This is a genomic window from Hymenobacter sp. APR13, from assembly GCF_000737515.1.
Lineage (GTDB): Bacteria > Bacteroidota > Bacteroidia > Cytophagales > Hymenobacteraceae > Hymenobacter.
Genome location: NZ_CP006587.1, coordinates 4,795,042 through 4,821,143 on the forward strand (window position 1 = coordinate 4,795,042; position 26,102 = coordinate 4,821,143).

The following is a 26,102-nucleotide window of genomic DNA, read 5'->3' on the forward strand; positions in this document are numbered from 1 at the left end:
GCCTACCCCAACCAGCGGCACACCACCTCCTCACTACACACCTTCTCTATGTTTTCTATCTTCATCAGACGGCCGGTTTTGTCGCTGGTTATTTCGCTGTTTATCACCCTGCTGGGCGTGGGCGCGCTGTTTACGCTGCCCGTCACGCAGTTCCCCGACATCGTGCCGCCTTCCGTGACGGTGCGGGCCAAATACAACGGGGCCAACGCCGAGGTATCGGCCAAGGCCGTGGCCACGCCGCTGGAGCGGGCTATCAACGGGGTGCCGGGCATGACCTACATGAACACCGTGACCACCAACAACGGCACCACCCTGGTGGAGGTGTTCTTCGAGGTGGGCACCGACCCCGACCTGGCCGCCGTGGCCGTGCAGAACCGCGTCACCACCATTCTCGACGAGCTGCCCCAGGAGGTGATTAAGGCCGGGGTGGTGACCGAGAAGGAAGTGAACAGCATGCTGCTGTACCTGAACATCGTCAGCGACGACCCCACGGCCGACGAGCAGTTCATCTACAACTTCGCCGACATCAACATTCTGCAGGAGCTCAAGCGCATCAAGGGCGTGGGCCTGGCCGAAATCCAGGGCAGCCGCGAGTACGCTATGCGCGTGTGGCTCAAGCCCGACCGGATGCTGGCCTACCGCGTGGGCGCCGACGAGATTGTGGAGGCCATCCAGACCCAGAGCGTGGAAGCGGCCCCCGGCCGCACCGGCGAAAGCTCGGGCCGCTCGGCCCAGGTGCTGCAATACGTGCTGCGCTACACGGGTAAGCTGTTCGAGCCCGAGCAGTACCGCAACATCGTCATCCGGGCCGAAGCCGACGGCTCGGTGCTGCGCCTCAAGGACGTGGCCGACGTGGAGTTTGGGGTGCAGACCTACCGGATGCTGTCCAAGAGCAACGGCAAGCCCTCGGCCGCCATCCTGCTCAAGCAGCTGCCCGGCTCCAACGCCTCCGACGTCATTGCGCAGGTAAAAGCCCGCATGGCCGAGCTGAAAGCCACCAGCTTCCCGCCCGGCATGACCTACAACATTAGCTACGACGTGTCGCGCTTCCTCGACGCGAGTATTCACGAGGTGGTACGCACCTTGTTCGAGGCGTTTTTGCTGGTGTTCGTAATTGTGTACCTGTTTTTGCAGGACTGGCGCTCCACGCTGATTCCGGCGCTGGCCGTGCCGGTGGCCCTCATCGGCACCCTGTTTTTCATGCAGCTGCTGGGCTTCAGTATCAACCTGCTCACGCTGTTTGCGCTGGTGCTGGCCATCGGCATTGTGGTCGATAACGCCATTGTGGTGGTGGAAGCCGTGCACGCCAAAATGCACGAAAAGCACCTTTCGGCCATGGACGCTACGCTGGAAGCCATGGGCAAAATCAGCGGGGCCATTGTGGCCATCACGCTGGTGATGTCGGCGGTGTTTATTCCGGTGTCGTTTATGAGCGGGCCGGTGGGCGTATTCTACCGCCAGTTTTCGCTCACGCTGGCCATTTCCATCGTCATTTCGGGCTTGAACGCCCTCACGCTCACGCCGGCGCTGTGCGCGCTGCTGCTCAAGGAGCCCACCCCCGACGCCGAGCGCACCGGCCTGCTGGGCCGTTTCTTCGCCGGCTTCAATAGCCGCTACGAGCGGTTTGCCGACGGCTACCAGCGTTTGGTGCGCGTGGTGGCCAGCCGCCGGCTGGTGACGGTGGCGCTGCTGCTGTTCTTCTTCGCGGCCACCTGGGGCGTTAATTCGGTGCTGCCCACCGGCTTTATTCCGAGCGAAGACCAGGGCATGGTGTACATCAACGTGACCTCGCCGCCCGGCGCCACCATGGAGCGCACCCAGCAGGTATTGCAGGAAGTGCAGCGCGTGGCCCAGACCCTGAAGCCCGTGGAATCGGTATCGACGCTGGCCGGCTACTCGCTGATGAACGACGTGTCGGGGGCCAGCTACGGCATGGGCATGATCAACCTGAAAAGCTGGGACGAGCGTAAGGAATCCGTGACCGAGCTGATGGCCCAGCTGCGGACCAAAACCAGGCACATCACCGGGGCGCAGGTGCAGTTTTTTACCCCGCCCACGGTGCCCGGTTTCGGCAACGCCGGCGGCTTCGATTTGCGGGTGCTGGACCGCACCGGCCGCGGCGACCTGCGCCGCACCGACGAGGTGACGGACCGCTTCATCAAGGCCCTCAACAACACGCCGGCCATCGAAAACACCTTTTCCGGCTTCGACCCCACCTTCCCGCAGTACCTCATTCACCTGGATGCCGACCTGGCCGCCAAGAAGGGCGTGACCGTGGCCAGCGCCATGGGCACGCTGCAAACCCTGATGGGCGCCAACTACGCCGCCAGCTTTATCCGCTTCGGGCAGATGTATAAGGTGATGGTGCAGGCCCTGCCCGGCTACCGCACCAAGCCCGAGGACTTGCTGAAGCTCTACGTGAAAAACAACCGGGGCGAGATGGTGCCCTACTCCACGTTCGTGCGCCTGGAGCGGGTGTACGGCCCCGAGCAGTTCACGCGCTACAACATGTACACCTCGGCCACCCTCAACGGCGACACCGCCCCCGGCTACTCGTCCGGCGACGCCATCAAAACCATTGAGTCCGTGGCGGCCAAAGAGCTGCCGCGCGGCTACACCTTCGAGTGGAGCGGCATGACCCGGGAGCAGATCATCTCCGGCAACCAGGCGCTCTACGTGTTCGGCATCGTGCTGGTGTTCGTGTATCTGCTGCTGGCGGCCCAGTACGAGAGTTTCCTGCTGCCGCTGCCGGTGCTGCTGAGCTTGCCCACCGGCATCTTCGGCGCGTTTCTGGCGCTCAAGCTGCTGGGGCTGGAAAACAACATCTACGCCCAGGTTTCCCTGGTGATGCTGATTGGTTTGCTGGGAAAAAACGCAATTCTCATCATTGAATTCGCGGTGCAGCGGCAGCAGGAAGGCCTGTCGGTGCTGGACGCGGCCGTGGAGGGCGCCCGCTCCCGCCTGCGCCCCATCCTGATGACCTCCTTCGCCTTCGTGGCCGGCCTGATTCCGCTGTGCATTGCCACGGGCGCGGGCGCCATGGGCAACCGCAGCATCGGCACGGCGGCGGCGGGCGGCATGCTCATCGGCACTTTGTTCGGAGTGGTGCTGATTCCGGGCCTGTACGTGCTGTTTGCCCGCGACAAAAAGCCCGCCCAGCCCGTTGCCGAGCCCACGGCTCATCCCGTTCCCGCCGCCCACCCCGAGCCCGCCCACGCGGCCGCCTAATCCTGCGCTATGACTCTGTTCCGCCCTTCACTTGCCGGCCTGTTCTCTAAAGGAGAGGAGACATCAGCACAAGCCAACCGGCCTTTCAAACGCTTATTCGGACTGCTCACGCTGGCGGCCCTGGGCAGTTGCCAGACCATACAGCCGGTGCTCACGCCCCGCGCCACGGCCGTGCCGGCCACCTTCGGCGCGGCAGGCGCTTCCCCCGCCACCGATTCCGCGTCCATTGCCGCCCAGCCCTGGCAGCAGTTCTTTGCGGACCCCAACCTGATTGGGCTGCTTGATACGGCCCTGCGCGCCAACCCCGATTTGCTGATTGCCGTGCAGCGGGTGGAAGTGGCCCGCGCCAGTGTACAGGCGGCCCGGGGCGCGCTGCTGCCGGCCGTCAACGGCGTGGCCGCCGCCAGCGCCGACCGGTTTGCCACCCTCAGCGGCACCGGCTACAACGCCACCAACGACGGCCGCCAGCTGCCCACCGTCGCCCCCGACTACTTCCTGGGGCTGCGCAGTACCTGGGAAATTGATTTGTGGGGCAAGCTGCGCAGCCGCCGCCGGGCCGCCTTGGCCCGGATGCTGGCCACGGAGCAGGGCCGCCGGCTGGTGCAAACTGCGCTGGTAGCCCAGGTGGCCCGCCTCTACTACGAGCTGCTGACGCTGGACAGCCAGCTGGACGTGCTGGGCAAAAACGAGCGGCTGCAGAATCGGGCCCTCGAAATCGTGAAGCTGCAGAAGCTGGGCGGCCGGGCCACCGAGCTGGCCGTGCAGCAGTTCACGGCCCAGCTGCTGCGCACCCGCAGCGGCGAGGTGGAAGTGCAGCAGCGCATCCTGGCCACCGAAAACCAGCTCAACCGCCTGTTGGGCCGCTATCCGCAGCCCATTACCCGGGGCCTGCCCATCCAGCAGCAGCCATTGCCCGCGGCCCTTTCGGCGGGGCTGCCGGCCGAGCTGCTGCTGCGCCGCCCCGACGTGCAGCAGGCCGAGCTGGCGCTGTTGGCCACCAAGGCCGACGTGGCCGCCGCCCGGGCCGCCTTCCTGCCCTCGTTCACCTTGTCGCCGTACGTGGGGCTGAACGCCTATAAAGCCTCCCTGCTGCTGAGCACGCCCGGCTCGCTGGCCTACGGGCTGCTGGCCGGCGTATCGGCCCCGCTCTTCAACCGCAACGTGCTGCGGGCCGAGTACACCCAGTCGGCCGCGCGGCAGCGCATTGCCTACTTCGAGTACCAGCGCAGCATCCAGACCGGGTTTGAGGAAGTGACCACCAGCCTGCGGGGCCTGCATAACTACCAGCGCGTGTACGCCCTGCAGCAGCAGGAAGTGGCCGCCCTGACCAAGGCCGTGGACATTTCCAACGACCTCTATACGGCCAGCTACGCCACCTACCTGGAAGTCATCACCGCCCAGCGCAGCGCCCTGGAAGCCGAGCTGAACCTGACCACCACCCGCCGCGAGCAGTTCCTGCAGCTCATCGACCTGTACCGCGCCCTGGGCGGCGGGGCCCCGGTGACCACCACGAACCCGGCGGCTGTGCGCTGATGTTAGCCCGGCCGCAGGCGCCTGTCAATGCCTGCCGCCAGGCGGACGGGTGCCTTATTTCGTTGCGCCCGTGGCCGGCCTGAGTCGCGGTGCCGGGCATCGGCAAACCATTCCCACCAGCAGCCACCACTCGTCACGCAGGCCCTGCCGCGGCGGCAAAAAGGTAACCGGAAGCCCGACAATTTATGCGGCGGCTGCGTATGAGCCGGCAATAGCAACCCCCGCCCTATGGATTTCTCGCTTGCCTGGCAGAAGCTCAACCAGATTGGCCGCGACCTGATGCTGGCCCTGCCCAACATCGTCTTTGGCCTGGTCACGTTTGTGGTGTTTATGCTGCTGGCCCGCGGCGCGCGCGCGCTGGTGCAGCGCGTGACCAGTAGCCGCAGCAGCAGCCAGAGTCTGGTGCGCCTGCTCAGCCGCCTCTCCTACGTGGGCATGCTCATTCTGGGCGTGCTCGTGACCGTGACCATCATTCTGCCCGGCTTCACGCCCGCCAGCCTGGTCAGCGCGCTGGGGGTGGGCGGCATTGCCATCGGCTTCGCCTTCAAGGACATCTTCCAGAACTTTCTGGCCGGCGTGCTGCTGCTGCTCACCGAGCCGTTCAAGATCGGTGACCAGATCAAGTACAAGGAATTTGAGGGCACCGTGGAGGACATCCAGACCCGGGCCACGGCCATCAAAACCTACGACGGGCGCCGCGTTATCATCCCCAACGCCGAGCTGTTCACCAACGCCGTGACCGTGAACACGGCCTACGACAAGCGCCGCCTGCAGTACGACGTGGGCATCGGCTACGGCGACGACATTGCCCAGGCCCGGGCCCTGATGCTGGAGGCCATGCGCGAGGTGGAAGGCGTCATGACCGACCCCGCACCCGAAGCGCTGGTGATGGATTTGGCCGGCAGCTCGGTGAACATCCGGGCGCGCTGGTGGGTGGACCCGCCCCGCCAGGCCGACGTGCTCGACGCCCAGGACCGGGTGCTGGAAGCCATCAAAAACAAGCTCACCGCCCACGGCATCGACCTGCCCTTCCCCACCCAGCAGATTCTGCTGCACGACCAGACCGAAGCCACCGACGGCAACCGCCGGCTGCAGCGCGAGGGCTGGCCCGCCGGCCCGGGCGACGTGCCGTCGGCCCGCGCTGACCTGCCCGCCGCCCACCCGGAGCCGGCCACCGACGAGCAGCAGCCCGCCAAGGAGTAAGGCCGGGCCTATTGCCTGAAGCCAGCCGATCAAAGCGGCCTTGGCGCCGCCTTACTGCGGCTGGTGCGGCCCCGGCACGCTGCGCAGCACCGACTGCGGGCCCGGCGCGGTTTGCCTGAGCACCGTAAGCTCGCCGCTGTTTTCCAGCACCACGGCGGCGGCATCTGCCACCGAGGTCACTCCCTGCGCCCGCAGCCCGGCCAGCACCTCGTCTTCGGTAAGGCGCTCGGCCCGCAGGGCTGCCCCCAGAAACTGCCCCTGATACACCAGCAACGTCGGCTCGGACTTCACCAGCCGACTAACCGTTTTGGAGCGCACCGACAGCCAGGTGATACTGTACTGCAGCAGAATTAGCAACCCAAAGGCGGTCAGGCCGTCGGCCAGCGCCACGCTTTTGGTGAGCAGCACCGTGGCCAGGGTGGAGCCCAGCGCCACGGTCACCACCAGGTCGAAGGCGTTCATCTTGGTAAGGGTGCGCTTGCCGGAGATGCGCAGCAGCACCATCAGCCCGGCGTAGGCGGCCAGCCCCACCACCAGCGTGCGGGCAATGCTGGTCCAGGATGTGAAGAAAACCTGATCCATTCGGGTGCAGTGAAAAGGTGAGGGGCAGGAAAAAGGCCACCGGAATTTGCCCCCGCGGCGGGCGTTAGCCCAGCAACAGGTCGGCGCGCCGCTCGCGCACCTGCTGGCGCTCGTAGTCAGTGCTGAGGGTGCGCTCGGCCGCCGCCATTACCAGGTCGGCCTGCTGGCGCAGCGCGGCGCGGCGCTCCGGGTGGTCGGTGCGCTGAGCCACGGTGGCCAGGGCCGTCAGCAGCCGCAGGTACACGCCCAGGTTGGCCTCGGCGCTGATGCGGATCTGGTCGAGGGCCGTGGCTACCATCTTCTCAAACGAGGGCCGCACCGCCACCACGCGCACCTGGCGGTCGGCCACGCGCAGCGGCTCGGGCAGCTGCCGGTCGGCCAGCAGCGCCAGCAGCGCCCCCAGGTGGTCGACGCAGATGATGGCCGTGGTGGTATCGTTGATGCCCGGCGACAGGGCCTTGAGGGCAATGTCCACGATCTGGCGCAGGCCAAAGCTGGCGTCCTGCTCGATGGTGCGCTGATTGCCCAGGCTGAATAGCTGGTTGATTTGCCCGGTCAACTCGTCGGGCAGCGGGGCGGGGTGGGCGCCGTAGCGGGCCACCGACACCAGCGCCGCGCCCCGGGCCACGAAGCCGCCGATGCCGTGCTCGAGCCGCACCACGCCCTGCAGCTCCCGGGCCAGCGCCAGCAGGCTGTCCTCGCTGATGCTCTGCACGTAGCCGGTGGCGCGCGCCGGCACGGGCTGCCAGCGCAGCTCGCCGGCCTGCTCCAGCAGCTGCCTGGCCTCGGCGGCGCTGGCCTGCCCGCCCAGCGCCTCCGGAAACAGGCGCGTGATGGCCGCCTCGGTTTCCTGGCTGGCGTTGCGGATGATGTTGGCGGCCTGAATGGAGGAGGCCATGTGGTGGATAAAGAAAATCAGCACCCCGATGCTCAGCAGCGCCAGCACCAGTCCCGCGCCCACCGCCAGCGACGGGATGAACCGGCCCTCGTCGCCGCCCCGGATGGTGCGCAGCACTATCAGGCAGTAGGCGAAGATGCTGACGAAGAAGCCCAGAATCAGCTGGTTGGTCCGGTCACGCATGAAGTTGCGCAGCACCCGCGAGGTATACTGGCTCGATACCTGGGCCAGCGTGCTCAGCGTGAGCGAGAAGATCAGGCCGGCCACGGTAATCATGGAGCCGGCAATGGCCGTGAGCATGCCGCGGGCGCCGTCGGCCCCGGCCCCGAACAGCAAAGGATACTTGGCCAGCTGGTCGTGGTCGAGAAACGGCTCGGCCAGCACCAGCCCGAAGGCCAGCACCAGGCTGCCGGCCACCATCAGCGTGGGCACAAACCACAGGCTGGCATTCAGATTCTGCCACAGGGCGCGTAGTCGGTTCATGGGGCGCGGGAGTTAGTGGCCGGACTGGTCGTCGGGGGGCGGGCCGGTGCTCAACCCCATCTTCTTGACCAGCGGCCCGATGCTGAGGCCCTGCACGATGATGCTGAAAATCACCACCACGTACGTGACGCCCACCAGCAGGTCGCGGGGCATGGACTCGGGCAAGGACAGAGCCAGGGCCACCGAAATGCCGCCCCGCAGCCCGCCCCAGGTGAGCACCCGCAGCGTCCGGCGGTCGAAGGGGTAGAAGCGCTGCAGCAGCGCCAGCGGCACGCCCACCGATACCCAGCGCGCCAGCAGCACTAGCCCAATCGACACCACCCCGACCAGCAGCGTGGTGCGGCTTATATCAAGAATGAGCATTTCCAGGCCGATGAGCACGAACAGCACGGCGTTGAGAATCTCGTCGAGAATTTCCCAGAACTTGTCGAGGTACTCGCGGGTGATATCCGACATACCCAGGCGGCGGCCTTCACTGCCCACAATCAGGCCCGCCACCACAATGGCCAGCGGCCCGGAGGTGTGCAGGGCCTTGGCCAGGGCCGTGCCGCCCATCACCAAGGCCAGCGTAATCATCACCTCCACCTGGTAGTTGTCGATGGTGCGCAGGGCCCAGTAGGCGGCGTAGCCCAGCACCGCGCCCAGCACGATGCCGCCCACGGCCTCCACCAGAAACAGCTCTCCGATAACGGCCGCCGTGGCGCGCTCGGGCCCGAACTGGGCAATCTGAAACAAACTCAGAAACACCACCACGGCAATGCCGTCGTTGAACAGCGACTCGCCCACGATGCGGATTTCCAGCGACTTGTCGATGCGCGCTTCCTTGAGGATGCCCAGCACAGCAATGGGGTCGGTGGGGGAGATGAGCACCCCGAACAGCAGGCAGTAGATGTAGTCGATGGGCTGCCCGAACAGCGGCAGCAGGTAGTAGAAAGCCGTGCCGATCAGGAACGTGGAGAGCAGAATACCCACCGTGGCCATGGTGCCGATGGCTACGCCCTGCCGGCCCAGCGCGCCCACATCGACGTGCAGGGCCCCGGCAAAGAGCAGAAAGCTGAGCATCACGTCCATGAGGATGGTATTGAAGTCGAGGCCGCGCACCAGCTCGCCGGCCTGCAGCACCCAGCCCACGCCCAGCTTGCCCAGTCCGATGGCGGCCAGCGAGGAAACCAGGGCCAGCACCATCAGGCCGATGACGCCCGGCAGCTTCACGAACCGGTAGTTTAGGTAGCCGAAGACGGCGGCCACTACAATGAGCAGCGACAGGGTGTTGTAGAGTTCCATACGGAAGGCAGGGGAGCAGATGAGCTACCCTAGACGTACCCGCCGGCCGCAGGGTTGGCTTTCGTGCCCCGGTTGCCTGCTCACTGCATCCTTAATCCCGCATCCCTGACAATCCCTACAATATGCCCCGGGTGGCGCGGGCCAGCAGCTCGGCCTTGTTAGATACGCGGAGCTTGTTGTAGAGGCGCACGACGTAGGTGCGCACCGTGGCCGCGCCGATGCCCAGCTGCTCGGCCACCTGCTTCTCGGTGCGGCCGGCCACCAGCCCTTCGAGTACCTGCCGCTCCCGGTCCGAGAGCAGGTACTCCTGCTGCGAGGGCACGGGCGTGAAGTGAGTGAGCATCTTACGGGCCACCGAGGGGCTCATCACGGCCCCGCCGGCGGCCACGTCGAGCAGGGCCTGGCGGTAGGCCGGCAGCGGGGTGGCGCTTTTCACCACGAAGCCGCGCGCGCCCAGCCGCAGGGCCTGGTAGATGGTGTCGGCCGCGTCGTTGGTGGTCTGCACCAGCACCTGCAGTTCCGGAAAGCGGGCCAGCAGCGACGGCAGCGCCTGCAGGCCGCTCTGGCCGGGCAAACTCAAATCCAGCAGCAGCAGCTGGGGAGGCAAACTCAGGGCCAGCTCGCGCCAGAGCTGCTCGATGCTGTCGGCGATGATGACGCAGTGGAACTCGGGGCAGGCGCTCAGGTAGCGGTGCAGCAGCTCACGGATGGTGGCATCATCCTCGACGAGGGCCAGGCGCAGCGGGCTGGCGGGGGCCGCCGGCAGAGCCGCGCCCAGGGGCGAGGCGGGGGCGGGGAAATCGGAAAAGGACATGGCGAAGGGAGGACAGCGGCAGGCAGAAAATGACGGCGGCCGCAGCGGCGCACGGCAGGCCTACCGGCGCAAAAGTGAGCGGCCCGAACCGGGCCCGCACCATCGGCCGTGTCCCCATTTTTGGGGACAAAACGCAGATTATTTAAAAGATACATAATATTATTCGATTAATCATGTGATTTGTCCCCATGAATAGGGACACGCCGGGTTTGCAGGCGGGTGGGAGGCGGTCGGAACTTTGTGCATTCTCCGGCCGGGCGCGTGCCCGGCGGCTGAGTGCTTTTTCCATCTTCTTCACTTTCACCTTATGCGAAACGCATATTCTCTTAGGAGCGGCCGCCCGCCGGGCGGCCCGCTCCAACACTACACCCAGCGGCCGGCGCAGGCCGGCCTGTGCCGGCTGGCTTTACTACTGCTAGCTATTATAGCCCTGCTACCTGGCCACACCCGCGCCCAGGCCCCGGCCTGGCAATCCGTGCTGCCCGTAAGCGGCACCGGCACCTCTTCAGCAAGGGCCACGACCGTGGGGCCAACGGGCGACGTATTCGTGACGGGCTCTTTCATGAATAGCGCCAGCTTTGGCAACATCACGCTCACCAGCGTGGGTGGCACCGACGTGTTTGTGGCCTGCTACCGCCCATCCACCAGCTCTTGGCTCTGGGCTAAAAGAGCCGGGGGCACTAGCACGGATAACGGCAACAGCATTGCCACCGACGGCACCCGCGTGTTCGTGACGGGCTCCTTCAACAGCAGCTCCGCCTCCTTTGCCGGCACATCGCTGACCAGCGTAGGCGGCAACGACATGTTTGTGGCCGCCTACACCGTGGCCGGGGACGATCAATGGGCTAAAAGAGCCGGGGGCACTAGCACGGATAACGGCAATAGCATTGCCACCGACGGCACCCGCGTGTTCGTGACGGGCTCCTTCAACAGCAGCTCCGCCTCCTTTGCCGGCACATCGCTGACCAGCGTAGGCGGCAACGACATGTTTGTGGCCGCCTACACCGTGGCCGGGGACGACCAATGGGCTAAAAGAGCCGGGGGCACTAGCACGGATAACGGCAATAGCATTGCCACCGACGGCACCCGCGTGTTCGTGACGGGCCCTTTCGCCAGCAGCTCTGCCTCCTTTGCCGGCACATCGCTGACCAGCGTAGGCGGCAGCGACATGTTTGTGGCCGCCTACACCGTGGCCGGGGACGATCAATGGGCTAAAAGAGCCGGGGGCACTAGCACGGACGAGGGCAAGGGCATTGCCACCGACGGCACCCGCGTGTTCGTGATGGGCTTTTTCGCCAGCAGCTCTGCCTCCTTTGCCGGCACATCGCTGACCAGCGCGGGCGGCTTTGACACATTTGTGGCCGCCTACACCGTAACAGGGGACGACCAATGGGCCAAGAAGCGCCGGCGGCACTGGTAGTGATTACGGCAACAGCATTGCCACTGACGGCACCAGCGTGTACACGACGGGCACCTTCGACAGCAGCTCCGCCTCCTTTGCTGGCACATCGCTGACTTCCGCAGGGGGCTTAGACGCATTCTTGGCCACCTACACCGTAACAGGGGCCAACCAATGGGCCAAAAGAGCTGGTGGCAGCAGCGGCACGGACGAGGGCTTCGGCATTGCCGTACGAGCCGGTCAGCTGGCCGTGGGAGGCTTTGTGAACCCACCAGCTACCTTCGACGCCATCACGCTGAGCGGTAGCGGACAGGCTGGTTATCTGGGCCTTATTTCGCTAATTCCAACCGTAACGACATCCACCCCTACCGCCATCACTAGCAACAGCGCCACGCTGGGCGGCAACGTGACGGCCGCCGGCGCCGCGACCGTAACCGAGCGCGGTGTGGTGTACCTGCAAGGCACGGGCACGCCTACTACAAGCAACACCAAGGCGCTGGTCGCCACCAGCGGCATCGTCATCGGCACAGCCTTTTCGGGCACCGTATTGGGCCTGACGGCCGGCACCCAGTATACGGTGCGCGCCTACGCCATCAACTCGGCCGGCACCAGCTACGGCACCAGCCAAACGTTTACTACCCTGGTGGCCCCGACGCTGACGAGCCTCAGCCCCAACACTGGGGCAGTGGGCACGCCCGTGACCTTGACGGGCACGGGCTTCACGGCGGGCAGCACGGTGCGCTTCAATACCACTGAGGCCACGAGCGTGACGGTGAACTCGGCCACGAGCATCACGGCCACCGTGCCGGCCGGGGCCACCACCGGCAACGTAATCGTGACCACGCCCAACGGCACGAGCAACGGCATCAGCTTTACAGTGTGCACGGCGACCCCGCGCGCGGGCTATACTTTCGTGGGTAACGCCAACGGGCGGGCTTACTACCGCAGCAACGACAGCCAGACCGGCAGCCAGGCCTACGCCCGGGCCCGGGCCGCCGGCGCCTACCTGGTTACGATTAACGACGCGGCCGAAAACGCCTACGTGCAGGGCCTGGCGTCCGGTACCGACCTGTGGCTGGGCCTGAACGACTTTGCCGTGGAGGGCACCTTCAGGTGGCAGGACGGCAGCACGGCCAGCTACCGCAACTGGGCCGGTGGCGAACCCAACAACTTCGGCGGCAACGAGGATTATGTAGTTACCAAGCCTGATGGTACCTGGAACGACACGAGGGATGACCACTACCGTGTGGCGGCTTACGGGCTGCTGGAACTGCCCGTGTGCACTGCACCACCCAGCATTTCGGGCCTGAGCCCGGCCAGCGGGCCGGTCGGCCGCACAGTGACCATAACGGGCACCGACTTCACGGGCGTGAGCAGCGTGGCCCTGAACGGCACCGTTCTCAGCACCTTCACCCTGGTCAACAGCACCACCATCACCTTCGTGGTGCCGGCCGGCGCGACCAGCGGCCCGGTGTTGGTGACGGCCCCCGACGGCAGCGCTCAGAGCGTGGACAGCTTCACGGTGCTGGTGCCCCCGACGCTGACGAGCATCAGCCCCAACACTGGGGCAGTAGGCACGTCCGTAACCCTGACGGGCAGCAACCTGACCGGGGCCACGGCCGTGACCTTTAGCGGCACGAGCAACAACACCGTGACCACCGGCCTGACGGTAAGCGGCACTGGCAGCAGCCAGACCCTCACGGTGAACGTGCCGGCCGGGGCCACCACGGGCCTCGTGACCGTGACTACGCCCAACGGCACGAGCAGCGGGGTGAACTTTACCGTGACGGCATCGGCCCCGACGCTGACGGCCCTGGGAGGCCAGAGCAGACTCGGCGGCCAGGTAGGTTTCAGCTTTCAGATCACAGGCACCGGCTTTGTAAACGGAGCTACTACAGTGCGCTTCAACAGTACAGCAGCTACCGCTGTCAACGTCACCTCATCCACCGCCCTTTTTGTAACCGTACCGGCTGGGGCTACTACCGGCCCCGTCACCGTCACCACGAGCGCCGGGACATCCAATAGCTTGATGTTTACGGTAGCCCCCACTATAGCCACGGCCACGCCTGCCGCCGTCACGGCCACCAGCGCTACGCTGGGTGGCACCGTGCTCAGCGACAACGGCAGTGCCGTTATCGAGCGCGGCATAGTTTACCAAAGCGCGACTAGCGGAATCATTACCCGGTTGCCACTGGGCACAGGCACCGGAACCTTCAGCCAAACGGTAACAGGCCTGACACCCAGCACGCTGTATGCGGTTCAGGCCTACGCCCGAAATGCCGACGGCAACGAGGTCTATGAGGATGAGGGCACTATGCTCACCTTTACTACGTTGAACCCCACCGCTACGCTCTCGGCCAGCATCAGCAGCCAGACCAACGTGCGCTGCTTTAGCAACAGCGACGGCTCGGCTACGGTGCAGGCCAGCGGTGGCACCGCGCCCTACACCTACCAGTGGAGCAACGGCGGCAACACAGCCACCATCACGGGCCTGTCGGCCGGCACCTACAACGTGACCGTGAAGGACGCCAACGGCGCGGAGGCCACGGCCTCGGCTACTATCACCCAGCCCACTGCCCTAAGCCTGGTGATGAGCAAGACGGACGCCACCACCAACGGCGCGGCCAACGGCACGGCCACGGTGCAGGTGAGCGGTGGCACGCCCGGCTACAGTTACGTGTGGAGCAACGGGGCCACCACGGCCACCATTACGGGCCTAACGGCCGGCACCTACACCGTGTTCGTGACCGATGCCAACAACTGCGAAGCCAACAACTCGGTGACGGTAGGCCAGCCGGCTCCGGCGCCGCAGGACCTGGTTATCAGCACCGGCACCACGGCTGCTCCGGTAGCCATTGCCGCCGGCACCTACACCAACGTGACCATCACGGGCACGGGCGTGGCCACGCTCGGCGGGGCCGTGACCGTGAACGGCACCTTCTTGGTGCAGGGCACGCTCAACACCAACTGCCAAGCCCTGACCGGCAGCGGCAGCTTCACGCTGGCCGCCGGCGCCACGCTCAGCATCTGCGACGGGGCCGGCCTCACGGCCACGGGCAGCACCGGCGCCGTACGCCTGACGGGCCCCCGCTCGTTCTCGCCGGACGCCAGTTACGTGTACAATGGCACGCAGGCGCAGGCTACCGGCACCGGCCTGCCCGCCCAGGTGCTGAACCTGACCTCGGTTAACCCCGCTACGCTGACGCTGTCGCAGCCCGTGGCCATCCGTCAGGTGCTCACGCTCAACGCCGGTAGCCTGAACCCCAACGGCCAGGCCCTGACCCTGCTCTCCGACGCCAGCGGCACGGCCCTGATTGCCAACCTGGGCGCGGGCGCCGTGCAGGGCAGCGTGACCGTGCAGCGCTACATCGATGGCAGCCTGAACCCCGGCCTGGGCTACCGCCACCTGGCCGCCCCGGTCATTGGGGCCACGGTGGCCGGCTTCGGCTCGGGCGGCACCACGCCGGTGGTCAACAGCGCCTACAACGCGTCGGCCACGCCGGGTTCGGTTACGCCCTTCCCCACGGTGTACTTCTACAACCAGGCCCGCCTGGCCACCTCGCCGGCCACCTCGCTGTCGGCCTTCGATAAGGGCTGGCAGTCGCCCGCGGCCCTGACCGACCCGGCCCAGCTGGCGTTCCAAGGCTTCACCGTGCAGCTGCCCGGGGCCAGCACCCTGAGCTTCACCGGGCAGGTGGGCAACAACAGCGGCATCATCGGGCTCAGCCGCGCCAGCGGGGCCACGGCCGCCGATGCGGGCTGGAACCTGATTGGCAACCCCTACCCCGCGCCGCTGGATTTGAGCACCATTCCGGCCGGCCAGCGCACGAGAATGGATGCCGCTTTCTACACCTACGAGAGCACCTCGCAGTACGGGGGCAATTACCGCAGCTTCGTCAACGGCATCGGCGAGCCGCTCATCGGTAGCAGCCAGGCGTTCTTCGTGCGCGTGAGTGAGGGCCAGACCAGCGGCAGCCTCGCGCTTACCAACGCCAACCGCGTGACCACCTACGCCCAGCAGGCCCCCGTGCGCCGCGGCGCGGCCGATACCCGTCCCCAGCTCCAGCTGCAGCTCAGCGGCCAGGGCCTCAATGACGCGCTGACCGTGTACGCCCAGGCCGGCGCCACCGCCGGCTTTGACCGCGAGTTTGACGCGGCCAAGCTCTGGAACCCCAACGGGCTGAGCGTGGCCACGCTGGCCGCCTCAGGTGAAGCGCTGGCCATCGACGGCCGCCCCGCCTTCCCGCTGGGCCAGCCCGTGCCGCTGACCGTGCAGGCCCCGCAGGCCGGCTCCTACTCGCTCACGGCCTCGGACCTGGCCAACCTGCCCGCCGGCACGGCCGTGACGCTGGTGGACCTGAGCACCGGCACGCGCACGCCGCTGCTCTCCGGCACCCGCTACAGCCTCACGCTGCCCGCCGGCACCACCGCCGGCCGCCTGCAGCTGGAAGTGGCCGGCCGCGCCCTGAGCACGGCCAGCCAGTTGGCGCAGCAGCTGAGCCTCTACCCCAACCCCACGGATGGCCAGGTGCAGCTCGTGCGCCCCGCCGCCTGGGGCGGCCTGCAGGTACAGGTGCTCAACAGCATCGGCCAGCCTGTGCTCAGCACCCGCCTTGCGGCCGGCGAGCAGACGCTCAGCGTGCAGCAGCTGCCCGTGGGCGTGTACACGCTGCGCCTGACCACGCAGCAGGGCCAGACGCTCACCAAGCGCCTCGTGCGCCAGTAAGCGCCGGCTCCCCGGCCGCCTGAGCCGGCCCGCCCGCCGGCGGCTTCCCGCACTGCGCAGTGGGAGCCGCCGGTTGGGCGGGCCCCCAGGCCGGCTGGTTTTTTTCTCTCACTTCTGACACTTGCCTTTTTATGAAACTCTCTCTGTTTTCCCTGACGCTGGCCTTGGCCCTGGTGGGCGGCGCGGCGCGGGCCCAGGGCCCCGGCTCGGGTGGCCCGGTTCCCGGTCCGGCCCCTGAGCCGACGGCCGTGCCCATTGATGGCGGGGCCAGCCTGCTGGCCGCCGGGGCCGTGGCCTACGGCCTCAAGCACCTGCGCCGCCGCCGCGCCTAGCGCTGCCACTGCCGGCCACTGAAAAAGCCGCCGCTGCTTCCTTCGGGAAGTGGCGGCGGCTTTGTTTTTACCGGCGGGACAGTGCGGGGAGTGGCAGCGCGCAGCCGTGGCCCCGGCCTCTGAAGGGGCGGGCGTCGGGCGCTACGGGCAGGTTGCACCCGGACACGGGAGCCTCGCGGGCAGTTCCGGCGTGTCCGGCTACTGGCCGTGGCCGATGCTGCCGCCGGTCCGCGCCCCCGTCTGCAGTGTCCGGGGCCCGGCAATGAAGCGCAAGCCGCCGCCACAAGCCGTTCGGCGGTTCGTCGCACCTCCCCCGGCCGGCCTCAGACCACCTGCAGTTGGCGCACCCGCTCGGCTTCGGCCTCGTTGACGTGGGTGATGGGCGTGGCGTAGATGCGGAAGTCGTTGCCGGGAAACTCGGCCTGCAGCCGCTGCTCGATGCGGCGGCAGAGCAGGGCCTTGGTCAGAAATAGCACCCGGTAGAGCGGCTGGGTGCCCATGGTGCCGTCGGGCAGCAGGCAGTGGTTGTCGATGGCCTCGTCGACGAACACGTCGGTGGCCAGGTGCTCGGTCAGCACCAGCCGGGTGGCCTGGCGGGCGTGGTCGGCGCTCAGCGTGAGCAGGTTGAACAGAATCATGGGGCGGTCGGAATGGAAAGGCAGCGGAAATGGGAAAGAAACGGCGGGCCGAACGGTGGCCCGGCGGCTTTTAGCGGGCGGCGGCCCGGCGGGCTTTGTAGGGGCTCAAGCTGTGCAGGATGTGGTGCAGCAGCGGCTCGTGGTTGCGGAAGGCATCGGGCGTGCCCGAGGCGCAGATCAGCAGCACGTGGCCCTGGTGGCGGGCCGCCAGCGCGTCGTAGCGCAGCAGCTGGCCGTCGCGGGTGCCCGTGCCGGTGGTTTCCAGAAACTGAATGCCGTTGTAAGTGGTGGAGAACTGCTTGTTGACTGGCACGCCGAACTGCTCGGCCAGGTGGTAGAGCGCCTGGTCGGGCGTCATGTGGGCGGCCGCCCCGCGCAGCTGCCCGATGTAGAGCATCAGGTTGCGGTCGGGGCTCACGTGCAGCAGGGCCACGGTGGTGTCGTTGGTCTGGCGCACCTGGTCCCAGCCGGCCGGCACCTGGTACTGCAGCTGGTACTGGGGGCTGCGCACGGTTTCGTAGTGGATTTCAGGCTCCGACTGGGCTTGCACGCCCAGCGGCAGCAGCAGCGTCAGCAAGGCAAACAGGGAGTTCAGCAGGGATTTTACCAGGGGTTTCATGGTGGTGGGAAAAGGCAGTGGGTAAAGCAAAACCAAGAGGCAGGGGTGGGGCCGTTAGCGGCCCCGCAGCGGCGCGAGGCCGTCGAGCACGTGGTGCAGCAGGGGAGCCTGGGTGCCGAACGCGGCCGGCGTAGCGTAGAGATGCACCAGCAGCACCTGGCCCGGATGGCGGCTTACGCGGGCATCGTAGCGCACCTCACGGCCCCGCAGGTGGTAGGTGCCGCTGCTTTCCAGGGCATCGGGCGAGTGCACGGCGGCGTGATGCTGCTCGTGGCGGGTGGCGCCCAGGTGGCGCAGCACCCGCTGCAGGGCCCGGGCCGGCGGCAGCGTGGCGTGCCGGCCCCGCAGCTGGCCCACCCACAGGCGGGCGTCGTCGGCGGGGTTGTGGTAGCCGAGCACGTCCACCGAGTCGGTGCGCTGGTGGCGCACGGCCCAGTGCGGCGGCACGGCGTACCGGAGCTGGTAGGAGCGGTTCAGCACCGGCTCCGTGGGCTGGGCCGCGGCGCGCGGGCCGGTCAGCAAGGTGGCAACGAGCAGCCCAAGGGGCATCAACAGGCGGTACATGGCAAAGACAGGAAAAGAGAAATGGAAAAGCAGTGCGGGCACTGCCGCCGCGTTTAGTGGTCGTCGCTGGCCGGATCGGCGTCGTAGCCGAGCAGGTTCAGCTCGAAGACTACCCCGGCCCGGTTGCCGCTGCCGGGGTTGGGCAGCAGCGCGCCCAGGCACAGCTGCAGCCGCTGGGTGGCCAGGTAGTTAAGGCCCAGTACCGACACGCTGGTGGCGTTGCGGCCCGAGATGAAGTCGCCCATCAGCAGCACTTTCTTCGACACCGGATACTCGGCCCCCAGCAGCAGTCCGGCCCGATTGCCGGCCCCGAGCGTGCCCCGGTCAGAGAGGTAGGGGCCGGCCACCACCTTCACGTGGTGGCGCGGGCTCCACACCCACGTGTTGTAGCTGAAGTGCGTGAGCCGGCGGCGGGCCCCGCCGAAGCGCAGCGGGTTGGTGCCCACCTGCGTGCCCAGGCTGGTGCTGAGCGTGGGGCTGAGCGTGAAGAACTTCTGGCCCGTGAGCTGCACCAGCGGCTTGAGCGGGCGGCCGCGGTCGTGGCGGTTCACCCCGAACACGTCGCCGCGGCGCCGGAAGTCCATCTTGATGTTGACCACGTTCAGGCCGGCTTCCCAGCCGCGGCCCAGCCCGTACACCAGGTGGTTTTTCGATTCCAGGTCGCGCGGGCCGTACACGTTGGTCTGGTGCTGGTAGAAGAATTTGCCTTGGGGCGTCAGGTCGCCGGCCGGGATGTTGAACAGGTTCTGCTGGGCCTGCGCCGCCGGGGTGGTGAGCAGCAGCAGGAGCAACGACAGCAGGAGCAGAAGCAGGAGCCAGGCCAGGCCGGTGCGCCGGGCAAAGACGCGCCGCGCCAGAAGGGAACGTGTCAAAGCTTACTGGGTGAGGGTGTTGAGGATGGGCGTGCCGCTGCCGCCCCCGGTGATGATGGTTTTCGAGTTCGGCGACTTCGACAGCTCCCGGAAGGCCTCGATGGACTTGTACTTGAGCACGGCCGGCGTCAGGTCGCGGTTGAGGAGCTGGTTGGTCAGGCGCACGGCCTCGGCCTCGATGCGCATGGCCTCGGCCTTGCCCCGGGCCTGGATGATGTTGGCTTCCTGCTCGCCCTGGGCCCGCACCACGGCAATGCGCTTCTGGCCCTCGGCCTCAATCACGCGGCGCTCAGCGTCGCGGGTTTCGCGCTGCTTGAGAAACTCCATACGCAGGGCCTCCTGCTCTGACTCGAGCTTGTCCTCGATGGCCTTGGCCAGGCCCGCGGGCAGGGCAATGTTCTTGAGCAGCACGTTCTCAATCTCAAAGCCGCGGGCCGTGAGCACCTCGTTCATCTGCGCCAGAATGGCTTTCTCAATCACGGCCCGCTCGGCGCTGTGCATGTCCTTGGCAAAGTAGCGGGCGCACACGTCGGCGGCGGCCGAGCGGAAAACGGGCAGAATCAGGATGTTCTCGTAGCCCAGGCCGGTAGTTTGCAGGATGCCCGGCACCTGGTCGGCCTTCACCCGGTAGAGAATGGAGATATCCGAGGCCACCGACAGGCCCTCCCGCGACGGCAGACTGGAGCGAATCTCCAGGTTCTGGGTGGTCACCGGCACCTTGATGATGGTGCTCAGGAAGGGATTGAAGGCCTTGGGGCCCGAGAGCACCACCCGCTCATCGAGCCGGCCCAGCGTGCGCTTGACGCCTACCTCGCCCTGGCGCACGGTGGTGCAGCTGCCGAGGGCGGCGGCCCCGGCCAGCAGCAGCACCGTTAGCGGGCGGCGCAGCAGCAGCAGCGAGCGGTGCAGGCTGTAGGAAGCGAAGGTTTCCAGCAGCACACGCACGTTGGCGGCGCCCAGCACCTTGTGGGCCGCCAGCGTGGGGCGGGGCAGCGTCGGCGAGAGGGTGGCAACCCGGAACCGGCGCAGACGGGGTCGAAAAACCGGCAGCTGTGTCATGGCAAACAGATTTTTAGTTAAGCTACTATTATTGATAGTCTTACTATCATATACAACAGGTTATATAGGATGGTTGCACTATTGATCTGATTTTTTAGAAAAACTTCTATAAGTGATAGTATACCTATATATTCAAGTGGTATAGCTATTATGTGGAGTGTCGTATGCCTCCGACCAACGACTAGGATTTGGGCGCACGGTCTTGCTGCCACCAGCGGGTAGTGGCACCGTGGCTGGCCAGCTGGCTTTTTTTCCGGCGGCTACGCCAGGCCATGTTAAACTGCGCGCAGATCAGTTTTTCAAGGAATTTTCTCCCTCACTCGCTCCAGTACCCCCTGTATGCACCCCACACTTCGAATTGAGCTCAACGAAAACCTGTACCTGCGCGACCCCCAGGCCACGGACCTGGGGCGCCGGCTAATAGCGGACAGCATCCTGCTCATCGACGAAATCGGCTTTGAACAGTTCACGTTCAAGAAACTGGCCCAGCGCATCGAGTCCACCGAGGCCTCGCTCTACCGCTACTTCGAAAACAAGCATAAGCTGCTGGTGTACCTGGTGAGCTGGCACTGGGCCTGGCTGCGCTACCAGATCCGCTTCCACACCCACAACGTGCCCGACGCCCGCGAGCGGCTGCGCCTGACGCTGGGCATCCTCACCCGCGCCCACCAGGACGACCCGGCCACCCAAGAACTGGACGAGGCCGCCCTCTACCGCATCGTGGTCAATGAGGCGTCCAAATCGTACCTGACCAAGGACGTAGATGAGGACAACCAGGCGGGCCTGTTTCAGGAGTACAAGCGGCTGGCCGCCGGCATCGTGGAAGTGGTGCAGGAAATAAACCCCACCTACGCCTATCCGCACGCGCTGGTCAGCACCCTGCTGGAGTCGGCCCGCAAACAGCTGTTCTTTGCCCGGCACCTGCCCTCGCTCACCGACGTGCCCCCGGCCGACAGCGAAAGCGCCATCTACGCCTTTCTGCTCCACATGGCCTTCGCCGTGCTGGGGTAGGGCAGGTCGGCGTCCGGCCGATGCTGCCGTCTGCTACCGCACCGGCTGAGCGTCCCCCGCCCCCAAAAAACAACCGCCACACCTGGTGCCCGTGTGGGGCCTAGGCGTGGCGGCGCGGGTTTACAGAAACGTCAAGCCCTCCTCCCGGCGCAGGCGCTTGAGGCTACAGGCAATGATGCCGGCGGCCGGCAGCAACCGGGGCATTGATAGGCCAGCCCGTGGAGAGTAGGGGGGCACCCAGGGCCCGTACACGGCGGTGGCATGGTCGAGCCTGGGCAGGCTACCGGGCTCCCGATAGCGGCCTTTCAGCAGGTTGAGAAAGAGGGCGACAGCGCGACTACCTCGGGCGTAAAGGCCTTCGCCTGGTGCTGCAGGCTGCGAAACTGCACTTGGGCCGAAATGACTGTTGGCACAAGACCAAGAGAATAGACGCCATGACGGCAGGCCAGTGCCGCCCGGGAAGCGGTAAGGTGGAAGATAAGCCGGTTTAGCTGCTCGCCCTAATACATGTCCCGCTGGTTGAATCTTTGTGCCATGCTTTTCACAGTGCCAGAAAGAGTAAATGAAATAACTGGTTGGAGTAGGTGAAGGGGTGTATTTTTATACCAAGTACATAGTATAAAGCAAGGAAACTGAGGGAAGTTGAAGAGGGTATATTTAAGTATAAATTTCAATATGCAATTGTGCTAAAATATACTATATCTATGGTATTCAGTTAGTTATCGGTAAATACTTCCTTGTTGGAACAGAACTACAGCACTGCTTTTCAGCTTTCATCAGGGTTTACTCCGCGAGCTTTTACAAGCACATCAGCCCGTTGAGTAAGTATACTTTCTCTAGCTAAGTCCACTTGCCCAACGGGCTGATGTGCTTGTCGCCGATAAATCAGAGAATTACTGCACGCCGTCTCCCACGAACGCCTCCATAATCCAACTGGGGTTCCAGTATTCGCGGTAGCGGGCAATCTGCTCCCCGCGCATGGTCAGCCGACCAACGTAGATCTGGTGGTAGGTTTTGCCGGTGGCCGGTACGAAGGCGCCCCCCGTGAATTCAACTAAAACCGTATCCGGATCGGGCGTGGCCGTCACCTGCAGATCCGTGAAGTGCCAGTTGGTGCCGCGCTGCGTTACGTCGGCAATGTAGGTCGTGATGGCGGCGCGTCCCTCCAGCCGGCTGGCAAACGGGGCCGGAGCGTAGGGGTACTCGTGCACGGCATCTTCCGTCAGCAAGCTGGCGTAGGCTTCACGAGTCATGGTGGGGTCAGTGAAAAGGGACAGGTGCTGGCGGAATGCGCGCTCCGCGCGGGCCAGGCTGGCGTCGGCAGTTGAAAAAGCCATGGAAATTGAAGTGAAGATGAGGAAATTGGTTTTCCGCCGCGGGCCGCGAAAGGGTGCTGGCGGGCTCTGACAAAGGTCCGCCGGCACATCCGGCCTGTGATAGTCCCAGGAACGGACATCCTGGTTCCGAATACGCCAGTTGCGGCCGCTATTGCCGGTAGCACAGCTTCAGGCTGCCCCACTCTCGTTGCTTGTGCACTGCTGTTTCTTCAGTGCCTGCCAGTGCCCCGTTTTACCAGCTCCCGCCAACCCTTCGTTACTTGAAGGGGTTTAGCCCTGACAGAGGCAGCCCCCTTGCTTGTTATGCCCAACCAGATTCCCCAGATACCCCTGACCGAGCTGCTGGAGCGGCGGACGCTGCTCTCCCGCCACGCCACCGCGTACAACCTTTCGGTCAGTCCGCCCGGCCGGCCCTTACCAATGGAGCCCTACCGGGCCTCGTTCTACGCCGTGGGCCTGTGCCTGGCGGGCACCGTGGAGCTGCGAACCGACCAGGCCGACTACCACGTGGCTCCCGGCTCGCTGGTGCTGCTGGGCCCGCAGGCGCTTCGTCAGTGGCACCAACAATCAGCCGACTATTACAACGAAGCCCTGTTTTTCACGGAAGAATTCTTTTCCCAGCCCTTTGCGGACCCTACCCAACTCCAGCAGTTTGCATTCTTTGACGCGCACGCAACCCGGGTACTGCCCCTGGCGACCGAAGAGGCAACCCAGGTAAGCCGCCTACTGCAGGAAGTGCGTTACGTGCTGGGCCGGCCCAGTCCGTACCAGGCTGACCTGGTGCGTAGCTACGCTGCGGCCCTGCTTTACCTGGCGGCCGACTCCTACAGCCGGCGCTTCACCGCACCCACCCACCGGCCGCGCCGGTTCGAGCTGGTGGCTCAGTTTCAGCAGCTGGTAGCCGCCGACACTCCGTCGCTGCGCCCGGTAGCCGCGTATGCCAGCCAGCTTTGCGTGACAAGTAAACACCTGAGTGAAACGGTGAAAGCCGCTACGGGCAAAACGGCCGGGGAGTGGATTGCCGGCCAACTGCTGCGCGAAGCCCGCCGGCTGCTGTGGCAGACAGACCGGAGCGTAAGCCAGGTTGCCGACATGCTGGGCTTCAGCGACGCCTCGGCTTTCGGCAAGTTCTTTCGCCGCCATACCGGCCAGACGCCCGCCGCCTACCAGCAACAATGTCCCCTGTAACCGGGAAAAGGCATACCATTGCTGTTGGGGTGGGAGTCAACCGCAGACAATGCTCCAGCCGCCATCCAGCCAGGTAATCGGTGTCTTATCGTGCGCCAGCGGGAACTGCCGCACGATAAGACACCGAATCCCAATAGGCCCGGCTGCGCAGGCCCGCAACCGTAGTGTCCTGACGTATGGCGCTGTCTAACCGGTATAGGGGGGAATGACCTGCGTAAGCTCCGTCGTAAGCTTGCCTGCGTGCCAGCATGAAGCCTTCAGCGCACCGGCAGGGCCAGCGGCAGGCACCACACAGCCGTATCTTCAAAGCACTGCAGCGCCAGCGTGGCCGGCATCTGGGTGAGTATTCCGTCCCCGAGCAGCTCATTCGCCACGCTTTTTTCCTGTCGGTGTGGTGCCTGGAGCAGTGCCACGATATGACGTGCTACCACCGCAAGGTGACCACCTTGAGCCAGATTCCCGAAGGAACGGTTGTGCACGCGCTGGGGCATGCTTGCTGGCCCGGGAGTTAACGTTGGTGCCTGGCTTTGAAAGCCACGACTTGAAACACGTGGTGCTGGCCTACGAATTAGAGGCGGTAGGCGAAATTAGGATGCAAGCCTTTATGCTGGGCAACGGCAACTGGACGCTGCCCAGCATGCTGATTTTTCTTTTTGGGCTGCTGCTCTTGCCGCAGCATTGGCGCTTGTTTCGACAAGACTACTACGCCGGACGACGCTGTTTGCCGCTCGCTGCCCTGACCATTGAGGACTGTCAGCACAGCTCCCTGCAGCAGCTGCGCAGCCACTTGTTTAGTCGGTACCAAGAAATGAAACTCACCCGCCAACCCAACCTGCACCTGCGCCTGAGCTGGCTGGGCAGCTACGGGGTAATGGCCGTGGGCATCGCGGCGATGTTCTTCTGTTACCCCTTCCTGTGGTCCGCCAACCTAGCCGACTTAGTTGGAGCCGGCTTCCTGTTTGTCGCCGGAGCTATTTTGGTGGTAGGCGGTTTACTTAACTTAAGCCTGCAAGCCCATTTTAAAGCCAAAGAAGCGAGAGCTTGAATGGGGATTAAAAGGCCGCCTGTTTTTGCACGGATCGTGTTTAGGTCAGTACCGTTTCGCTGAACGATACTCCGCCTGTCTATTGCGGCTTATTCTTTTGGCCCGGCCGCTGCTCCACCAAAGCCCAGTGGGGGTCCACCAGGTACAGGGCGCGGGCAGTAGGGTCATAGTACTTGAAGCGAAAGGGCGGGGTCGGAGGCACGCCGGCGTGGGCCGTCAAGGGCTGCCAGGTGTAAGCCGCCGTGTGCATGTCGTGGAACTCGTCTTCGACCGTAACCTGCGCGCCGGCTGGGCCCGGGACCAGCGCCACGTACACGTCTGCTTCAGGGCTGCCGGTGGCCACGGTGTAGCCGGTCACGAGCTGGGGCCGCGGCCCCGCGTTCCGCGTTGGCCGGAACATGGGCGCGTACTCGCGGTCGTTGTAGTTGAAGTGCAGCAGCTTGCGCTGCACCCCGCCCGTGACGAGCCCCACGATCTTGCCCAGCGGGTACTCCACCCGGTAATCGGCGAAGTCTACCACCAGCGGGGTCTGCGCGGGCACGACGACGTAATGGCCTGGCGACATCAGGGCCCCGTCCGCGTCGAACACCCGCAGGTGGTGCACGTTCGAGGCCCCGTCCACGGGTCCGTCGTAGGCCACCCACCCGTAGAGCATAAAATGGTCCTGGTTGCTTTCCCACAGGTGCGCGTGCGCCGGCAGGTGCGGCGGCTTGTGGGCCAAGAGGTCGGCTTTCGCCCGCTGCGCCGGAACGACAGTTCGGGTCACGACGTAGTGCCGCTCGTCGACTCGGGCAACAGCTACCCCCGGGGGTTGAGCCGCCTGGCAACCGGTCAGGAAGGCCAGGAGCACGGCACAGCGAGTCACAACAGGTAGGAACACGGTCGGAAGGGGACAGGGGTAAAAGAAAAGAGCCGTCATGGCAGCGGACTCGACTGCCTGCGTGGTCCGCGTAAAAGTAGCTTTAGCAAACCCTCCTAATTTTGAACGGGCTGCGTTTAGCTTGCCACCGTTGCCCCGTGTTGCGTCACTTCCAGCCGGTCCTCAAACGCGGCGATGGTCGTGTGGCGGTTGCGCAGGTAATACTCTGCGTGCATATAAAGCCCGGGGCCATAGTAAGGAGCCATGCCCAACAGGATAAAGCCGACGGGAATGGTATAGAGCCCCGTCAGGGCCAGCCCTATCCCCACCGCCACGAGCCCATAGAAGAAGTGCCGCAGGCCGTACAGGTGTGTGGCCGGCGTAATCGTAAAGAGGCTCATCCAGTAGAAGTAAAGGGAAATGAGGAG

The 26,102-nt window shown here is 65.4% G+C and carries 22 protein-coding genes; 9 read left to right on the forward strand and 13 right to left on the reverse strand.

The window, feature by feature from the left end:
• Nucleotides 1-48 precede the first annotated feature (48 nt).
• The 3 genes from N008_RS20195 to N008_RS20205 all read left to right on the forward strand — a co-directional run bounded on the left by N008_RS20195 (nt 49) and on the right by N008_RS20205 (nt 5,964).
• On the forward strand, nt 49-3,228 hold the full coding sequence (locus N008_RS20195) for an efflux RND transporter permease subunit (RefSeq protein WP_081910966.1): 3,180 nt from the start codon (nt 49-51) through the stop codon (nt 3,226-3,228).
• 9 nt (nt 3,229-3,237) lie between these two features.
• Nucleotides 3,238-4,761: a TolC family protein gene (locus N008_RS20200; protein WP_081910917.1), complete on the forward strand. Its 1,524-nt coding sequence runs from the start codon at nt 3,238-3,240 to the stop codon at nt 4,759-4,761.
• 228 nt (nt 4,762-4,989) lie between these two features.
• Nucleotides 4,990-5,964, forward strand: a complete 975-nt coding sequence (locus tag N008_RS20205; protein WP_044018054.1) for a mechanosensitive ion channel family protein — start codon at nt 4,990-4,992, stop codon at nt 5,962-5,964.
• A 51-nt stretch (nt 5,965-6,015) separates the two neighbouring features.
• Here the strand turns inward: N008_RS20205 and N008_RS20210 are convergent, their stop codons facing one another.
• The 4 genes from N008_RS20210 to N008_RS20225 form a co-directional block, all read right to left on the reverse strand.
• Nucleotides 6,016-6,546: a DUF421 domain-containing protein gene (locus N008_RS20210; RefSeq protein WP_044018055.1), complete on the reverse strand. Its 531-nt coding sequence runs from the start codon at nt 6,544-6,546 to the stop codon at nt 6,016-6,018.
• 64 nt (nt 6,547-6,610) lie between these two features.
• Nucleotides 6,611-7,927 carry a DUF2254 domain-containing protein gene (locus N008_RS20215; protein WP_044018056.1) on the reverse strand — a complete coding sequence of 439 codons (1,317 nt, stop codon included), beginning with the start codon at nt 7,925-7,927 and terminating at the stop codon, nt 6,611-6,613.
• 12 nt (nt 7,928-7,939) lie between these two features.
• Nucleotides 7,940-9,211: a cation:proton antiporter gene (locus N008_RS20220; RefSeq protein ID WP_044018057.1), complete on the reverse strand. Its 1,272-nt coding sequence runs from the start codon at nt 9,209-9,211 to the stop codon at nt 7,940-7,942.
• A gap of 115 nt (nt 9,212-9,326) precedes the next feature.
• A complete protein-coding gene (locus tag N008_RS20225) occupies nt 9,327-10,025 on the reverse strand; it encodes a response regulator transcription factor (RefSeq protein WP_044018058.1) in 699 nt (232 codons plus the stop codon).
• A gap of 307 nt (nt 10,026-10,332) precedes the next feature.
• Here N008_RS20225 and N008_RS20230 point away from each other — a divergent pair, with 307 nt between their 5' ends.
• The 3 genes from N008_RS20230 (at nt 10,333) to N008_RS20240 (ending at nt 16,482) form a co-directional block, all read left to right on the forward strand.
• Nucleotides 10,333-11,445, forward strand: coding sequence for a hypothetical protein (locus N008_RS20230; RefSeq protein ID WP_156109443.1), 1,113 nt, complete (start codon nt 10,333-10,335; stop codon nt 11,443-11,445).
• A gap of 121 nt (nt 11,446-11,566) precedes the next feature.
• A complete protein-coding gene (locus N008_RS20235) occupies nt 11,567-16,150 on the forward strand; it encodes an IPT/TIG domain-containing protein (RefSeq protein ID WP_044018060.1) in 4,584 nt (1,527 codons plus the stop codon).
• Nucleotides 16,151-16,281: 131 nt separating this feature from the next.
• The gene (locus N008_RS20240) at nt 16,282-16,482 is read left to right on the forward strand and encodes a PID-CTERM protein-sorting domain-containing protein (RefSeq protein WP_044018061.1); all 201 of its coding nucleotides are present in this window, start codon (nt 16,282-16,284) and stop codon (nt 16,480-16,482) included.
• Nucleotides 16,483-16,805: 323 nt separating this feature from the next.
• Here the strand turns inward: N008_RS20240 and N008_RS20245 are convergent, their stop codons facing one another.
• The 5 genes from N008_RS20245 to N008_RS20265 form a co-directional block, all read right to left on the reverse strand.
• Complete coding sequence (locus N008_RS20245; protein ID WP_044018062.1) at nt 16,806-17,120, reverse strand: hypothetical protein; 315 nt, start codon at nt 17,118-17,120, stop codon at nt 16,806-16,808.
• Between the two features lie 70 nt (nt 17,121-17,190).
• A complete protein-coding gene (locus N008_RS20250; RefSeq protein WP_044018063.1) occupies nt 17,191-17,739 on the reverse strand; it encodes a hypothetical protein in 549 nt (182 codons plus the stop codon).
• 54 nt (nt 17,740-17,793) lie between these two features.
• Nucleotides 17,794-18,303: a hypothetical protein gene (locus N008_RS20255; protein ID WP_044018064.1), complete on the reverse strand. Its 510-nt coding sequence runs from the start codon at nt 18,301-18,303 to the stop codon at nt 17,794-17,796.
• A 53-nt stretch (nt 18,304-18,356) separates the two neighbouring features.
• Nucleotides 18,357-19,175 carry a hypothetical protein gene (locus tag N008_RS20260; RefSeq protein WP_052381801.1) on the reverse strand — a complete coding sequence of 273 codons (819 nt, stop codon included), beginning with the start codon at nt 19,173-19,175 and terminating at the stop codon, nt 18,357-18,359.
• Nucleotides 19,176-19,178: 3 nt separating this feature from the next.
• Nucleotides 19,179-20,234 carry a prohibitin family protein gene (locus N008_RS20265; protein ID WP_081910919.1) on the reverse strand — a complete coding sequence of 352 codons (1,056 nt, stop codon included), beginning with the start codon at nt 20,232-20,234 and terminating at the stop codon, nt 19,179-19,181.
• 339 nt (nt 20,235-20,573) lie between these two features.
• Here N008_RS20265 and N008_RS20270 point away from each other — a divergent pair, with 339 nt between their 5' ends.
• A complete protein-coding gene (locus tag N008_RS20270; RefSeq protein ID WP_044018065.1) occupies nt 20,574-21,245 on the forward strand; it encodes a TetR/AcrR family transcriptional regulator in 672 nt (223 codons plus the stop codon).
• Between the two features lie 893 nt (nt 21,246-22,138).
• Here N008_RS20270 and N008_RS20275 read toward each other — a convergent pair.
• Nucleotides 22,139-22,582: a nuclear transport factor 2 family protein gene (locus tag N008_RS20275; RefSeq protein ID WP_044018066.1), complete on the reverse strand. Its 444-nt coding sequence runs from the start codon at nt 22,580-22,582 to the stop codon at nt 22,139-22,141.
• Between the two features lie 303 nt (nt 22,583-22,885).
• Here N008_RS20275 and N008_RS22040 point away from each other — a divergent pair, with 303 nt between their 5' ends.
• A complete protein-coding gene (locus N008_RS22040) occupies nt 22,886-23,770 on the forward strand; it encodes a helix-turn-helix domain-containing protein (RefSeq protein WP_052381802.1) in 885 nt (294 codons plus the stop codon).
• Between the two features lie 257 nt (nt 23,771-24,027).
• Here the strand turns inward: N008_RS22040 and N008_RS20285 are convergent, their stop codons facing one another.
• Nucleotides 24,028-24,249 (reverse strand): hypothetical protein, encoded by a 222-nt coding sequence (locus N008_RS20285; protein ID WP_156109444.1) that lies wholly within the window; start codon nt 24,247-24,249, stop codon nt 24,028-24,030.
• A gap of 62 nt (nt 24,250-24,311) precedes the next feature.
• Between N008_RS20285 and N008_RS20290 the strand changes: the two genes are divergently transcribed.
• Nucleotides 24,312-24,815, forward strand: coding sequence for a hypothetical protein (locus N008_RS20290; RefSeq protein WP_156109445.1), 504 nt, complete (start codon nt 24,312-24,314; stop codon nt 24,813-24,815).
• 79 nt (nt 24,816-24,894) lie between these two features.
• On the opposite strand, the gene N008_RS20295 is transcribed toward N008_RS20290, so the two are convergent.
• The gene (locus N008_RS20295; RefSeq protein WP_156109446.1) at nt 24,895-25,680 is read right to left on the reverse strand and encodes a hypothetical protein; all 786 of its coding nucleotides are present in this window, start codon (nt 25,678-25,680) and stop codon (nt 24,895-24,897) included.
• A gap of 131 nt (nt 25,681-25,811) precedes the next feature.
• Complete coding sequence (locus tag N008_RS20300; RefSeq protein ID WP_044018070.1) at nt 25,812-26,075, reverse strand: hypothetical protein; 264 nt, start codon at nt 26,073-26,075, stop codon at nt 25,812-25,814.
• Nucleotides 26,076-26,102 lie beyond the last annotated feature (27 nt).

Bases quoted from the DNA above. Each gene is read 5' to 3' on its own strand.
- N008_RS20210 (WP_044018055.1), bottom strand. From the start codon at position 6,546: ATGGATCAGGTTTTCTTCACATCCTGGACCAGCATTGCCCGCACGCTG.
- N008_RS22040 (WP_052381802.1), top strand. From the start codon at position 22,886: ATGCCCAACCAGATTCCCCAGATACCCCTGACCGAGCTGCTGGAGCGG.
- N008_RS20205 (WP_044018054.1), top strand. From the start codon at position 4,990: ATGGATTTCTCGCTTGCCTGGCAGAAGCTCAACCAGATTGGCCGCGAC.
- N008_RS20200 (WP_081910917.1), top strand. From the start codon at position 3,238: ATGACTCTGTTCCGCCCTTCACTTGCCGGCCTGTTCTCTAAAGGAGAG.
- N008_RS20220 (WP_044018057.1), bottom strand. From the start codon at position 9,211: ATGGAACTCTACAACACCCTGTCGCTGCTCATTGTAGTGGCCGCCGTC.
- N008_RS20245 (WP_044018062.1), bottom strand. From the start codon at position 17,120: ATGATTCTGTTCAACCTGCTCACGCTGAGCGCCGACCACGCCCGCCAG.
- N008_RS20250 (WP_044018063.1), bottom strand. From the start codon at position 17,739: ATGAAACCCCTGGTAAAATCCCTGCTGAACTCCCTGTTTGCCTTGCTG.
- N008_RS20265 (WP_081910919.1), bottom strand. From the start codon at position 20,234: ATGACACAGCTGCCGGTTTTTCGACCCCGTCTGCGCCGGTTCCGGGTT.
- N008_RS20225 (WP_044018058.1), bottom strand. From the start codon at position 10,025: ATGTCCTTTTCCGATTTCCCCGCCCCCGCCTCGCCCCTGGGCGCGGCT.
- N008_RS20270 (WP_044018065.1), top strand. From the start codon at position 20,574: ATGCACCCCACACTTCGAATTGAGCTCAACGAAAACCTGTACCTGCGC.
- N008_RS20195 (WP_081910966.1), top strand. From the start codon at position 49: ATGTTTTCTATCTTCATCAGACGGCCGGTTTTGTCGCTGGTTATTTCG.
- N008_RS20255 (WP_044018064.1), bottom strand. From the start codon at position 18,303: ATGTACCGCCTGTTGATGCCCCTTGGGCTGCTCGTTGCCACCTTGCTG.
- N008_RS20275 (WP_044018066.1), bottom strand. From the start codon at position 22,582: ATGGCTTTTTCAACTGCCGACGCCAGCCTGGCCCGCGCGGAGCGCGCA.
- N008_RS20240 (WP_044018061.1), top strand. From the start codon at position 16,282: ATGAAACTCTCTCTGTTTTCCCTGACGCTGGCCTTGGCCCTGGTGGGC.
- N008_RS20300 (WP_044018070.1), bottom strand. From the start codon at position 26,075: ATGAGCCTCTTTACGATTACGCCGGCCACACACCTGTACGGCCTGCGG.
- N008_RS20215 (WP_044018056.1), bottom strand. From the start codon at position 7,927: ATGAACCGACTACGCGCCCTGTGGCAGAATCTGAATGCCAGCCTGTGG.
- N008_RS20230 (WP_156109443.1), top strand. From the start codon at position 10,333: ATGCGAAACGCATATTCTCTTAGGAGCGGCCGCCCGCCGGGCGGCCCG.